The sequence below is a fragment of the Pseudomonas sichuanensis genome, assembly GCF_024749065.1.
Taxonomy (GTDB): domain Bacteria; phylum Pseudomonadota; class Gammaproteobacteria; order Pseudomonadales; family Pseudomonadaceae; genus Aquipseudomonas; species Aquipseudomonas sichuanensis.
On the sequence record NZ_CP087185.1, the window covers coordinates 2,027,338 to 2,039,940 of the forward strand.

Consider the following 12,603-nt stretch of genomic DNA (forward strand, 5'->3'; position numbering starts at 1 on the left):
GTATGATCGCCGGCCGCAAGCGCCGACAAGGAAACCGTCATGCTCCCCAACAAAGCCTGTGCAGTGGTGCTGTCATCCTCGCCGTATCCCCGGCTGCTGCTGTTCCGCCATCCTCTGGCGGGTGTGCAGTTGGTCAAGGGCAGCATCGAAAAGGGCGAAGCGCCGGGTGCGGCAGCCGTGCGTGAGTTGTGCGAGGAATCCGGGATCCGCGGTGCGCTGATCAAGGCTGACCTGGGGTGCTGGGATGCCGGCCACCAGGGGCAGGTCTGGTCGTTCCAGCTGTGTGAAGTGAAGGGGCCGCTACCGGAACAATGGGCTCATCAGACACTCGACGACCATGGTCATGTGTTCGAATTTTTCTGGGCCGAGCTCGACCAGCTGCCTCTGAACGAATGTCATCCGCTGTTCCAGCGGGCGCTGGCGTTCCTCGGCGCCGCGCTGCAGGCGCACGGCCATAAGGGCAAGTGGGTTGATTGCGATCCCCTGTAGGAGCGGCCTTGCCGGGGCGCCGGACCGGCAAGGCCGCTCCTACAGGTTTCTGCGTCAAGCGTTGGTAGGCATCAACGTAGCTTGAGCAATCGGTCCAGCGAAAAGGCCCCGGCCCCTCGGGCGATCAGTAACAACAGCAGGCCGGCCCAGGTCAGGTGGGTGGGCCACGCATCGGGGTAGACGAACACTTCGATGACCGTGGTCATGCCGAGCAAGGCCAGGGCCGACAACCGGGTCAGCAGGCCGAGTACCAGCAGCAGCGGGAACAGGTGCTCGGCATAGGCGGCCAGGTGCGCCGCCAGCCAGGGTGAGAGCAGCGGCAGGGCATATTCGCTGCGGAACAGCTCGTAGGTGCTGGGGGTGATGGTCAGCAGGCCTTCGACCTTGGTGCGGCCGGACAGGAAAAACACCGAGGCGATGCCGAACCGGGCAACCAGGCACAACAGGTTGTCGCCCAGCAGCTGTTGCAGGCGTTCGGCAAGCCGGTTCCAGTGGTGGCGCAGGCTGTTTGCCGGCCCGTTGGGGTGGGTGATGTCCATGGCAGCTCCTTCAGGCGAATGTGAGTGGACGAAAAGCCCGAGCTTGCAACAGCCGACCGAGCAGGTCGCTGAAGTCCAGGTCGGGTTGGGCTTGCAGCGCAAGCTGCGATGCCTGATCCAGCGTCAGCCCGCCGGCACAGGCTTGGAGAAAGGCGCAGCCACCGTGTTCCAGGGGGTGATGGCGCACACCGTCGGCATCGCCGCTCAGCAGCACACCTTCGCCGACCCAGGGCTGCTCCTGCGGCCAGGCCAACTGTTCGCGGCTGTAGCGCCACAGGCTGTACGCCGGATGGTGCGCGAACCAGTGCCAACGTACGCTGGCGCGCGGGTGCAGATGGCTGTGCGCCAGGTCGCTGGCGGTCATGCCGACCAGTTCAGCGAGGTCCAGGCAGGGATCGCAGGGCCCGCTGAAGGCCTCGTTCCACAAGCGGTCCAGGCGCGCGACATCGGCCAGGTAAGGCAGGCCGTGCTGCGCCTGCATCGCTTCGAGAAAGGCCGCAAAGGTTGCGCCGTAGTAAATCAGCCGGGTATCGCTGGGCGGTGACTGCTGCGCATAGGCTGCCGCCGCATCGCCCATCCAGGCTGGGCCAACCAGCTGCTCGACACTGGGGAAGTTGGCGCGCAGGGCATCGACGCAGCCAGCCAGCACCGTGTTGCGGTACACCGCAAACGCCGGCTGTTCGGTCAACGCCGCCAGTTGTGGCGCCGGCCGCCCTTGCAGTGCATCGATGAATGCGTCCTGGAACTGGTGCAAAGAGGGATTCATGACAAGGCTCCAGTTTGTTCCAGCATTGCCTGGGCCCGGTCGCGCTCGGCGAGCAGCTCGTTGAAGGGGGGAAGCTTGCCGTCACGTTCGATCAAGGTCGGGCGTGGCCCGATGCGCTCGATCAACCCTTGGTACAGCGCCCAGACCGGCTCGGCGATGCTGGCGTCATGGGAATCGATCAGCAGCGCGCCCTGGTCGTCGTGGCTGTACCCGGCCAGGTGCACCTCGGTCACGGCGTGGGCCGGGAACCGATGGAGGTAGTCGGTGGCGTCGAAACCCAGGTTGTGTGCGCTGACGTGCACATTGTTGACGTCCAGCAGCAAGCCGCAGCCGGTACGCCGGACCAGCTCGGCGAGGAAATCGATCTCGTCCCAGTCATGCCCCTGCAACTGCAGGTAGTGGCTGGGGTTCTCGATGGAAAGGCGCCGCCCCAGGGCCTCCTGGCTGCGCTGGATATTGTCGGCGATCCGCCCAAGCGCCTCGTTGCTGCGGGGGAAGGGCAGCAGGTCGGGGTGGTACTGGCCGCGCCAGGTCGACCAGGCCAGGTGTTCGGACACCAGCGCCGGGCGCACCTGGTCGATCAAGGCGCGCAAACGCCCTAGGTGCGCGGCATCCGGTTCAGCATCGGCTGCCAGTGACAGCGCAACGCCGTGCAGCGACAGCGGATGCTGCTCGGCGATGCGCGTAAGCCAGGCGAGCCGTGGGCCGCCGACCATGTAGTTTTCCGGGTGGACTTCGAACCACAGCCCATCGGCGCGGTGGGCCAAGGCCTGAGCGTAGTGCTCGGCCTTGAGCCCGAGCCCGGCGCCCAGCCGCGTGTTGCCGTTCATGGTCGGCCTCCTGCACTCAGGACTTGATCGGGGTCAGCGAGCCCATGCCGTTGGGCGTCTTGATCGAGGTGCAGGAGCCGGCCGGGACGTTCTTCCAGTGCATGCCGTCATAGTCTTTTTTGGCACTGCCGGCGCAGGTGGTGCCGGCGCCAGCCTTGCAGTCGTTCTTGCCGGCCATGGCAACGCCGTAGCATTTTTCCATGGCGGCACCGGTGCCGGCGGGTTGGGCGGTTTCCGCGGCCATGGCGACACTTGCCAGCGAGGCGAGGGCAAGAGCGGCAGTGGTGAGGGCGAAAGCTTTCATGGCGAGTCTCCAAAGGATGGGGCCGTGGCGAATTACCGGCGGCTCATGGACTAGTTCGCCGCACTCGTCCTTCGGGTTACAGCCACTACAAAATATTTCTCGCAATGTGCGCAGGCCACCTACCTTATTGAGGCAGGCCGACGTTCGCACGGCAGGGGTGTGCGACAGGGGGCCGATAAAAAGAAACGCGGCGAGGGTGTAACCCAGGCGGCCAATGCAACGAACTAATCCTCAGGCAGTGCTCAATGCGCGCGAGTTACAGTTGCAGGCTTTGCTGCTGCGCGGGCTCTCGGGCGATGCAGTGGCATACCGCAATTTTCTGGCGGCTCTGGCGTTGCATGTGCGTGGCTTTTTGCAGCGGCGCCTGGCCAGGCGCCCCAGTGAGGTCGAGGACCTGGTGCAGGAAGTGCTGCTGGCGGTGCACAACGCGCGCCATACCTACCAGGCGCAGCAGCCATTGACAGCCTGGGTGCAGGCGATAGCCCGCTACAAGCTGGCCGATCATCTGCGCAGCTTCGCCCGCCACGAGGCGCGCAACGAGCCGCTGGACGATGACACCGACCTGTTCGCCGGCACCGGTGCGGAGCCGGCCGAGGCCAGCCTGGACCTTGAGCGCTTGCTCGAGCAATTGCCGGCACGTCAGCGCCTGCCCATCGTGCACGTCAAGTTGCAGGGGTTGTCGGTGGAGGAAGCAGCACGCCTCACCGGTCTCTCCAGTTCGGCGGTCAAGGTGGGCATACATCGAGGGCTGAAAGCCTTGGCCAGGTTGATTGGAGGCAGGAGTAACCATGAACACCAATGACTGGATTGACCTGCTGGCCCGCCACGAGGGCCCGGTGGACCGGCACGTGTCGGCCAAGCGCCTGGGTGTTGCACTGCTTGGTGGCTTGCTCGGCGCGGTGCTGATGACAGCGGCCATCTACGGTGTACGCAGCGACCTGGGCGAGGTCATCCGCACGCCACTGTTCTGGGCCAAGGTTGCACTGCCCGCCAGCCTGGCGCTGCTCGGGTTGTGGTTGACCCAGCGGCTGGCCCGGCCGGGTGTGAAGGGCGGTGCCTTGTGGGGGCTGCTTGGCCTGCCCTTGGTGCTGGTCTGGCTGGGCGCGGCGATCAGTCTGCTCGGTACCCCTGTCGAAGCCCGCGCCGACCTGGTTCTGGGCCGTACCTGGCGCACCTGTGCCTTGAACATCGCCCTGCTGTCGCTACCCTGCCTGATCGCTGTGTTCTGGGCCTTGCGCGGCCTGGCGCCAACCCGCCTGCGCCAGGCGGGAGCGGCTGGCGGATTGCTGGCCGGTTCGACGGCAACCCTGGCCTACTGCCTGCATTGTCCGGAGATGGGCGTGCAGTTCTGGGGGCTCTGGTATGTGTTGGGGATGCTGTTGCCGCTACTTTTTGGGGCGGCTATCGGCCCGCGACTGTTGCGCTGGTGACCCGTTGCGCCCATCACGAGGTTGCAGGGCCAGCCTTGCGCTGGCCCTGCTGGCCGGTTATTGCCGGGCAGGTTGCAGGAAGGGGTTGCCCTTGTGCTGCAGGTACTGCTGGCCAAACCAGTACGAGGCGTAATCGGTGATATGACCGATATCGCGGTACACCGGCACCCCGTCGATGGCCATCAGGCAGGCGCCGTCCCGGCACTGGGCATCCTTCGGATCAATGATGATCAACTCTGGATACGCCTCCTGCGCGGCCTTGAACAGAGCGGTGAGCTTGGGCTCTTCAACGCCATCCCAAGGTTGCTGGTTGCAATGCGCGCTTTCGGCCGCGACGCCGAACATCCCACGCATTTTGATGTTGCGGTACACGCAGTTGTTGACGTCGGCCGGCATGAGCATGTTGGCCTTGACGATTACCGGAATGGCACCGGCCTCACGGATGACCTGCAGCCCTTCAAGCAGTGCGGCCTTGAGGCGTTGGTTGGAGAGCGCCTCGGTACGCTCGTCCTCCAGGGAGTTGACCACCCTGTCGGTGTTCACGTAGTTCTCCCAGATCTGGCCGAGCATCACGTACTTGTACTGATTCTGTTTGATCAGTTGGTAATAGTCGGCGCTGGCCGCGTGGCAGGTAACGTACAGCTCCTTGAACTTGTACCAGTCGTAGAGGTAGACGCCAGGCAAGGTCAGGCAAGCGGAGAAGGATTGCGCCATGACCGAGATGTTCGCGTCCTTGGCCAGGGTATCGATGAAACCCCACTCCTGGTTGGAGAACGAGTCGCCGATCAGCAGCGCCTTGGTTGGCGACTGCACGTCACCCATGGCGCAACGCTCGTCCGAGCCATCACGGGCACCCTCCAGGCATTTTTCACGGTGAGGCACTTCGGCGGCCTTGAGGCGGGTCAGGACGCCGTTGGTACCGTAGTCGAAGCGGGCGGGCCAGCCGTCGGCCTTCTTCCCGGCGGCATGCAGTGCCGACAGGCCGATGGCCGGCACGATCAGCATCAGCACCAGGGTCTTGGTGAAGCCCAGGCGCGAGTGGCGCAGTGGTTTTTCCACCAGCAGGTAGGACAGCGTTGCCAGGGCGAAGGTGAGGGCGAAGTAGCTGGCGATGACCGTTGGGGTCTTTTCCATGCCGAGGTAGTTCACGGTGGCGATGATCGGCCAGTGCCACAGGTACAGCGAGTACGAGATCAACCCGATCAATACCACAGGCCTGGACGACAGCAACCTGGAGGTGATGCTGGAGGGGCCGACGAACAGCAGTGCGGCGGTGGCCAGGCAGACCAGCAGCGCGTGGTGGTCCGGGTAGCTCGCCACCGGGATGACCTGCAGGGCGGTCAGGACGATGACCAGCATCGCAACCAGTGCGATGGCCGAGGCCATGACCTTGCCAGGCTGTTTTCTGCCGTTGCCCAGCACGGCGACGCAGGAACCGATCATCAGTTCGAAGATGCGCGCCGTGAAGAAGTAGTAACCATGCCCATAGAAGGCCTTGGAAATGTACAGGGCGGCACCGAACGACAGCAGCGTCAACAGCACACAGGCATAGCCCAGCTGGCGTTTGCTCAGCGAGCGGTTCAGCAGCCACAGCCCCAGCGGCAGCACGATGTACCACTGCCACTCGATGGCCAGCGACCAGGTGTGCATGAGCAGCAGGGTCGCGGCATCCGCCGTCGCATAGCCGCCCGTTGCCTTGCCGAAGTACTGGTTTGACAGCAGCAGGCTTGTGTACTTTTCGCTCTTCAGGAAATTGACATAGTCATAGGGCAGGTACAGGACGGTGGCCACGGCCAGGGTACCGACCAGCAGGGCCAGCACTGCTGGCTGAAGCCGCCAGATCCGTCGCGCGTAGAACCCGGAGAACGTGAACGTGCCCTTTTCCATGGACCTGAGGATGATCGACGAGGTCAGGTAGCCGGAAATGACGAAGAAGATATCGACGCCGATGAACCCCGACGGGAACAGCGTGAGCCCGCCATGGAAGACCAGGACCAGCAGAACGGCAATCGCGCGCAGCCCGTCGATGTCCGCTCGATAATCAACTGTTCTTGCGGTGCCTTGGGCCGGCTGGGTAGTCGTTGCACCGCTGGGCGGAAGAACGTTTGAAACATCGTGTGGCGTGAGCGGATAGCTTTTGTCGTTTGACACAGTGGTAGTCCTTAATTCCCTTCCAATCGCCTTCAGAATCCAGGCAGCACGCAACGTGCCTGCGAGTGGGCCCGCAGGGCACAACAGCTTCCATGGTGAACAGCGCAGGCGTCTCCCAGGGCAGGGCCCTGGCTGCCGGCGCGTATCGTACAGGCCTTTAGTCATTGCATTCCATTTCAATTGCTTGGCGAATGGGCGAGGGCGGCCACAGGTGCCGTGACGACGCCCCGGGCAGCCTCCAGTGCCCTAGCGAAAACCTGCCTTGGTACATCGGGAAACATTGTGAAAGCGCGGGTTACACAGCCGCGCTTCAGCGGCTGCTCCGCAGAGCCATAGTCAATCCCGCGTGTGTGCTCTGGCAGAAGCTATCGGAGCGCCACTGGTCGCCTGAGGCAATGGAAAGCTGGCATTCGCCTCAGGCGTGTACGATGATTTTCGTATCGACAGGGATGTCCTATGCAAAAAGGCTTCAAAGCAGCGAGGCGCGCAGTGATCGCAGCCCTCGAAGCAGGTGATTACCTGCATGCGTCACGCGGCGATATCGAGGTGAAGAACCTGTTGGCGACTGGAGCGGTTACGGCGGCGCAAGTCATCGACGTCATCCTCGCCTGCAACGGCACCCATTACCGCAGCAGCCCCCATCACACCGTGGCATCGGTCGAAGTTCACCTGATCAGGTGGCACGGTTGGTACATCAAGTTCTATTTTCTCGAGCCAGACACCTGGTTCATCAGCGTTCATCAGTGAGTATCCAGGCGATGACAATTCTTTTCGAAGGCGATACCGGCAAGGCGCTCTGCGAGCATTGCCAGGCCGTGGTAACCACGCGTTACCTGCGCCGTGACGTGCCGTTCAGTGATGGGCAAGGCGTGGCACGGGACATTCTGGTGGGCGTGTGCGATGGCTGCGATACGGTGGTCGCCATCCCGCCGCAGTCCACCCCGGCAATCCGCGAGGCGCGCAAGCAGCAGCTCAAGTCTATCGAGGCGCGGCTGCCGGCGGTGTATCTCGATGTGCTCGACGCGGCGATGCAAGCGGTCAGCAGCGAGGCGGGGGCGCACTTGCGCAAGCTGTTCCTCGCCCATTATTTCCATTGGCTGGTGCAGGCCCGCCAGGGGGCGGGTCTGCAGCCCGGCCACGAGGCCTTCGTCCAGGCACTCGACGCGCAGCGGCGTCAGAGGGGGTTGCCGGCGTCCGGAGCCACGCGGCGATTGTCGATGAAGGTCAACGTGCACATGGCCGAGGACTTCCTGATGCTGCTGGGGCAAACCCGGATGAGTCAGACCGAGCTGCTAAAGGCGGTGATCGCAAGAATCCAGTTGGATGTCCTCGAGGCGCGTGATCCGCAGGTGATCGAGGCGCTGCAGCGACTGACGCGGCTGGCGGGTTAGGTCGGGTCGGGTGAGCCTGATTCATCACATGTGAGGCTTGCGGAGCTCATGATCCAGGCGTAACGTGCATCACATGTGAGACAAGGACACCCCCTTCGATGACAGGCAAGAAAAGCTCCACCGACTACATGCGTGACATGCGCGCCCGGCTCAAGGCTGCGGGCCTGGTCAAGCGTGAGCTGTGGATCCTGCCTGAACACGCCGCCGCCCTGCGCGGTATCGAGAAGGCTTTACGTCAGCCCCACGCGGGCAAACAGGTCAGAACGGAGGATTTCATGACCGAGCACACCCACTGGACGATCGAAACGCTGCACGGCGCCCTGCAAGGCCTGGACGAGGTGCGCGGCGGGTCGATCGGCCTGTCCCTGCAACAGGGCGCCGAGCCCAGCCTCAAGCTGGTGATGAACGAACTGGACGGCCTGCCGCTGTACATCGCCGTGGCCGGTGAGCAGATCCTGGTCGACACGCTGCTGGTGGAAGCCAGTCAGGTGAAAGACCGCGCTGCATTCAACGATGCGGTGCTGCGTACCCGCGACGTGTTCCCGCTGTCGTCCATCGGCCTGCACACGCTGCCCTCGGGCGAGTCGGTGTACACCATGTTCGGCGCCCTGAGCGCGGCCTCGTCGTTGGACAACATCGTCCAGGAGATCCACACCCTGGCCGACAACGTCATCACCGCCGCCGAAGATTTCGAAGACTACTTCACCCACTGATTCCGGAGATTGCATCATGAGTTTGTTGAGAAAGATCGTCACCGCCCTGCGTGGCGGCGCTTCGGAAGTCGGTGAGGCGATCGTCGACTCCCAGGCCCTGCGTATCCTCGACCAGGAGATCCGCGACGCGGACAACAACCTGATCGATGCGCGCAACCAGTTGGTCAAGATCATGGCCAAGCACAAGACCGCGCAGCAGCGCATCACCGAGTTCGACAAGACCATCGGCGACTGGGAGCAGAAGGCCATTGCCGCGCTGGACAAGGGCGAGGAGGGCCTGGCCCACGAATGCGCGGCGCGCATCGCCGACCTGACCAACCAGCGTGACAGCGAGCAGGCGCTGGCCGACCAGTTCGGTGCGTCGGTGACGACCCTGACCGCCACCGTGAACAAGACCGAGGCGCAGATCAAGGGCCTCAAGCAACAGGTGGATCTGGTCAAGGCTCGCGAAAGCGTGCAGCGTGCCCAGGTCAGTGCGGCGTCGGCCACCGGCGGCGCCAATGGCAGCCTGGAAACGGCGGTCGGGTCGCTGGATCGCATCAAGAAGCGCCAGGCCGAGCGTGCCGCCGAGCTGGAAGCGGCGGCGGAGCTGGCGGGCAAGGCTGACGGCAGCGATCTGGAAGCACGCCTGAAGTCGGCTGGGATCGGTGCCAGCAACAGTGGTGCCGACGATGTGCTGGCACGCTTGAAGGCCAAGGCGGCCAAGCCGGCGGAGTGATTCGTTGAGTGGGCCGGCCTCATCGCGGGGCAGGCGCGAAAACCCTGTTGCAGACCCGTTGGCGGGGCACACGAAAAGCAGTATCGTGTCGCCCCCGCCAAAGGACTGCCGCGACCCAAGGGATTTTCAATGTCGACTTCTGCCGACAGGCCCAGCCTGTTTGCTACAGCTCCAGTACTGGCTCCTGATCCGTCACCCTCTCACCCAGGAGATGCCCCGTGGGTTGGTTGAAACGCTTCATGGGCTTCGAAGCCCCCAAACCTGCCGCCAGCAGTCATGCTCAAGGCAACCTGCCCTTCGGCCTGGGCAGTGGGCGCATGCTCAAGCTTGATCGCTCGCTCAAACTACTGCTCGACGGGCATTGCGAACTGGAGGTTCCCGAGCAGGAAGTGGTCTGGGCGATTGGTGAGGTTGACCTCGGCCAGTCTGTGCGCCTGACGCGCTTCTATATGGAAGACGAGGACTACTGGCTGCAGGTGGTGATGAACGGCGCGTCCGCTGACGATGTCCGTGACATCATCCTGTTCGGTTACTACAGCGTGGTGCCGGTCACCAGCGACGCGGAGCTCAAGCGCCTGGTCGGCCCCGAGTCGAACATCGGCCTGCCGTACTACGAGCACGAAGGCTACGAGTTCGTTCGCCAGTGGGGCAGCGAAGAGGGGCAGACCGAGCTCACGCCGATCAGCGAGTGGGTCACCAGCCCCGAGACCAGCTACCGCATCCAGCACCTGTCGATGCTGTATGCCCGCGAAACCGGCCTGACCGATCGCCGCGAATTCCTCCTGCTGTCGGTGGAGGAAGACGAGGACGGCAATGTCAGCCTGACCACTTCGGTGGGTGTCACCCTGCAATCAACGGACTTCAACGTCATCTGACAAGGATTCACCATGCTCGACGCACTTCGCATGTCGCTCAACGCCCAGGCAGTGATCGGCTTCATTCTCTACATCAGCGTGGCGCTGGTGCTGTTCTGGCTGTTCCAGTTCATCTACACGCACCTCACCCCGCATCGCGAATTCGCCCTGATCCGCGACAATAACAGCGCCGCCGCTATCGCCTTGGGCGGCGCGCTGATCGGCTTCTCGCTGCCGGCCAGCAACATCATCGCCTACAGCGTCGGCCTGCTCGACTTCGTGGTCTGGGTGGTGATCGCTGCCGTGGTGCAACTGTTGGCCTTTGCCATCACCAGCCTGGTGCTCAAGGGGTTGGCCAGCCGCATCGCCAAGGGCGAGATGGCCGCCGCGATCTATGCCGCCGCCGTGGCGATCAGCGTGGGCTTTCTCAATTCGGCCTGCATGACCCCGTCGGTCTGAGCCGTTTGCGCGCAAGGAGCCATACATGAGACGCAGTTCCGTCAAGCTGGTGCTGGCCAGCTCCCTGCCGCTGGCGCTTACCGCGTGCAGCGCGCCCGAGGAAACCTACACGGTCAGCAAGCGCAGCAACTACACCACCGTCCAGGCCTGTGTCGATGACAAGGTGCCGGTGGACGTGTGTTCCGATGCTTATATGGAGGCGTTGGCCGATCACCGTCGGGTCGCGCCGACCTATGGCGACAAGGCGGCGTGCGAGGCCGATTTCGTGCCGGACTACTGCCAGGTCACCAGCGACAACCGCTACATGCCGCGCCTTGGCGGTTTCGAGCTGGCGGTGTCGGGCGAGGTGAGCCAGTCGCAGGTCGACGCGGCTCGCACCCAGGTCGAGAGCAGTGGCCAGGCTGTCAGTGGTGGCAGCAACTTCAATGGCCTGCTCGCCGGCCTGCTGCTCGGCCAGGTGCTCAGCGGCGGTAATCGCCAGTACTACTCGCAGCCGGTCTACCAGTATCGCGACAGCCGCGGCGACTACCGCACCACCACCCTCGGCCAGCAGATCGACCAAGGCAAACGCTTCGAGCGCTCCGACCAGGCCCAGCAGAGCGGCGGCAGCTACAGCAGCTACTACTCCGGCAGCTCCAGCGGTAGCAGCTACAAGTCCAGAAACTCGACCCGCTCCAGCGTGTCCTCGTCGATCTCCCGTGGCGGCTTCGGCAGCCAGGCCACTGCGCGCAGCGGCTGGGGCGGCAAGAGCAGCGGCGGCTTCAGTTTCGGCGGTTGAGCATGCGCAAGGTCCACTGCGACGAACGCCCGGACTGGCGCACCACCGCCGAGCGCGAAGGCTTCGCCTTTCACACCATCGACGGCGAGCGCTACTGGGATGAGCGCGGTTACTACCAGTTCAGTGAGGCCCAGGTCAGCCGTGACCTGGAGGCGCCCACCCAGGAGCTGCACGCGATGTGCCTGGACGCGGTGGCGCGCATTGTCGACAGCGAAGCGCTGATGACCCGCCTGGCGATTGCGCCGGCGTTTTTCGACCTGGTGCGTCGTTCGTGGAAGGAGGGGCATCCGCACCTCTACGGGCGTTTCGACTTCAGCTACGACGGCACGGGCCCGGCCAAGCTGATCGAGGCCAACTACGACACGCCGACCTCGCTGTACGAGGCGGCGGCGTTCCAGCTGATCTGGCTTGAGCAGCAGATTGAGCGCGGCGTGCTGCCGGCCCATGCCAGCCAGTTCAACACCCTGGCTGAAGACCTGGTGCGGGCTTTTGCGGCCTTCGAATGTGAAAGCCCGTTCTACTTCTCGGCCATCGGCGGCTCGATCGAGGACCGCGGCACCACGGATTTCCTGCGCAAGATGGCCGGGCACGTGGGTATCAGCACCCGACATATCGACCTGGAGGATATCGGTCTGAACGACGAGGGGCGTTTCGTCGACCTCGAAGGCCGACCAATCCCGCGCCTGTTCAAGCTGCACGCCTGGGAGCATATCTTCCACGAGGATTTCGGCCAGGCCATCGCCGGTTGTGATACCCAGTTCGTCGAGCCAGCGTGGAAGTCGCTGATTTCCAACAAGGGCATCCTGCCGTTGTTGTGGGAGTGGCACGAGGGCCATCCGAACCTGTTGCCAGCCTTCCTCGATGAAGACCCCCGGCGGCCGGTGCCCAAGGGCTGGGTGCGCAAGCCGTATTTCTCCCGCGAGGGGGCCAATGTGGACATTCGCACCACCGATGACCAGCGGGTGTTCGAGGATGGGCCCTACGACGATGCACCCTATATCCTGCAAGGTTTCGCGCCTTTGCCGAAGTTCGGCGACAGCTACACCTTGATCGGTTCGTGGGTGGTCGGTGATCTGGCCTCGGGCATCGGCATTCGTGAAGACGACACCCTGATCACCAAGGACAGCTCGCGGTTCCTGCCGCATGTGGTCGTGGACTGACCGGCTGCGCTGTCGCGTAGA

The 12,603-nt window shown here is 63.8% G+C and carries 16 protein-coding genes; 11 read left to right on the forward strand and 5 right to left on the reverse strand.

Features of this window, described 5'->3' with window-relative positions:
* The first annotated feature begins 39 nt into the window (after nucleotides 1-39).
* Nucleotides 40-489, forward strand: coding sequence for an NUDIX hydrolase (locus tag LOY51_RS09455; RefSeq protein WP_258645892.1), 450 nt, complete (start codon nucleotides 40-42; stop codon nucleotides 487-489).
* A gap of 71 nt (nucleotides 490-560) precedes the next feature.
* Here the strand turns inward: LOY51_RS09455 and LOY51_RS09460 are convergent, their stop codons facing one another.
* From LOY51_RS09460 to LOY51_RS09475, 4 genes are read right to left on the reverse strand one after another with little or no spacing between them, the layout of a single operon-like run.
* Entirely contained in the window at nucleotides 561-1,028 is a 468-nt protein-coding gene (locus LOY51_RS09460) for a DoxX family protein (RefSeq protein WP_258645894.1), read from the reverse strand.
* A gap of 10 nt (nucleotides 1,029-1,038) precedes the next feature.
* Nucleotides 1,039-1,794, reverse strand: coding sequence for an HvfC/BufC N-terminal domain-containing protein (locus LOY51_RS09465; RefSeq protein ID WP_258645896.1), 756 nt, complete (start codon nucleotides 1,792-1,794; stop codon nucleotides 1,039-1,041).
* Complete coding sequence (bufB, locus tag LOY51_RS09470; protein WP_258645898.1) at nucleotides 1,791-2,624, reverse strand: MNIO family bufferin maturase; 834 nt, start codon at nucleotides 2,622-2,624, stop codon at nucleotides 1,791-1,793. The genes LOY51_RS09465 and bufB overlap by 4 nt, the downstream gene beginning before the upstream one ends.
* Before the next feature lie 16 nt (nucleotides 2,625-2,640).
* Entirely contained in the window at nucleotides 2,641-2,928 is a 288-nt protein-coding gene (locus tag LOY51_RS09475) for a BufA1 family periplasmic bufferin-type metallophore (RefSeq protein WP_125463414.1), read from the reverse strand.
* 214 nt (nucleotides 2,929-3,142) lie between these two features.
* Here LOY51_RS09475 and LOY51_RS09480 point away from each other — a divergent pair, with 214 nt between their 5' ends.
* Complete coding sequence (locus tag LOY51_RS09480; protein ID WP_258645901.1) at nucleotides 3,143-3,730, forward strand: sigma-70 family RNA polymerase sigma factor; 588 nt, start codon at nucleotides 3,143-3,145, stop codon at nucleotides 3,728-3,730.
* On the forward strand, nucleotides 3,717-4,358 hold the full coding sequence (locus LOY51_RS09485) for a DUF1109 domain-containing protein (protein ID WP_258645904.1): 642 nt from the start codon (nucleotides 3,717-3,719) through the stop codon (nucleotides 4,356-4,358). Before LOY51_RS09480 ends, LOY51_RS09485 begins: the two co-directional genes overlap by 14 nt.
* A gap of 57 nt (nucleotides 4,359-4,415) precedes the next feature.
* Here LOY51_RS09485 and LOY51_RS09490 read toward each other — a convergent pair whose 3' ends face one another.
* Nucleotides 4,416-6,509, reverse strand: coding sequence for an acyltransferase family protein (locus tag LOY51_RS09490; RefSeq protein WP_189654531.1), 2,094 nt, complete (start codon nucleotides 6,507-6,509; stop codon nucleotides 4,416-4,418).
* A 456-nt stretch (nucleotides 6,510-6,965) separates the two neighbouring features.
* On the opposite strand from LOY51_RS09490, the gene LOY51_RS09495 reads away from it, so the two are divergent.
* The 8 genes from LOY51_RS09495 (at nucleotide 6,966) to LOY51_RS09530 (ending at nucleotide 12,582) form a co-directional block, all read left to right on the forward strand.
* Entirely contained in the window at nucleotides 6,966-7,256 is a 291-nt protein-coding gene (locus LOY51_RS09495) for a hypothetical protein (protein ID WP_258645910.1), read from the forward strand.
* 11 nt (nucleotides 7,257-7,267) lie between these two features.
* Nucleotides 7,268-7,900: a hypothetical protein gene (locus tag LOY51_RS09500; protein ID WP_258645912.1), complete on the forward strand. Its 633-nt coding sequence runs from the start codon at nucleotides 7,268-7,270 to the stop codon at nucleotides 7,898-7,900.
* A 98-nt stretch (nucleotides 7,901-7,998) separates the two neighbouring features.
* Nucleotides 7,999-8,613 (forward strand): YjfI family protein, encoded by a 615-nt coding sequence (locus LOY51_RS09505; RefSeq protein WP_125858084.1) that lies wholly within the window; start codon nucleotides 7,999-8,001, stop codon nucleotides 8,611-8,613.
* A gap of 16 nt (nucleotides 8,614-8,629) precedes the next feature.
* Nucleotides 8,630-9,331 (forward strand): PspA/IM30 family protein, encoded by a 702-nt coding sequence (locus tag LOY51_RS09510; RefSeq protein ID WP_125463421.1) that lies wholly within the window; start codon nucleotides 8,630-8,632, stop codon nucleotides 9,329-9,331.
* A gap of 218 nt (nucleotides 9,332-9,549) precedes the next feature.
* Entirely contained in the window at nucleotides 9,550-10,206 is a 657-nt protein-coding gene (locus LOY51_RS09515; protein ID WP_258645915.1) for a DUF2491 family protein, read from the forward strand.
* Between the two features lie 12 nt (nucleotides 10,207-10,218).
* On the forward strand, nucleotides 10,219-10,644 hold the full coding sequence (locus LOY51_RS09520; RefSeq protein WP_125463422.1) for a DUF350 domain-containing protein: 426 nt from the start codon (nucleotides 10,219-10,221) through the stop codon (nucleotides 10,642-10,644).
* A 25-nt stretch (nucleotides 10,645-10,669) separates the two neighbouring features.
* Nucleotides 10,670-11,422, forward strand: a complete 753-nt coding sequence (locus tag LOY51_RS09525) for a DUF1190 domain-containing protein (protein ID WP_125858086.1) — start codon at nucleotides 10,670-10,672, stop codon at nucleotides 11,420-11,422.
* Nucleotides 11,423-11,424: 2 nt separating this feature from the next.
* A complete protein-coding gene (locus tag LOY51_RS09530) occupies nucleotides 11,425-12,582 on the forward strand; it encodes a glutathionylspermidine synthase family protein (RefSeq protein ID WP_125463424.1) in 1,158 nt (385 codons plus the stop codon).
* Nucleotides 12,583-12,603: the final 21 nt, after the last annotated feature.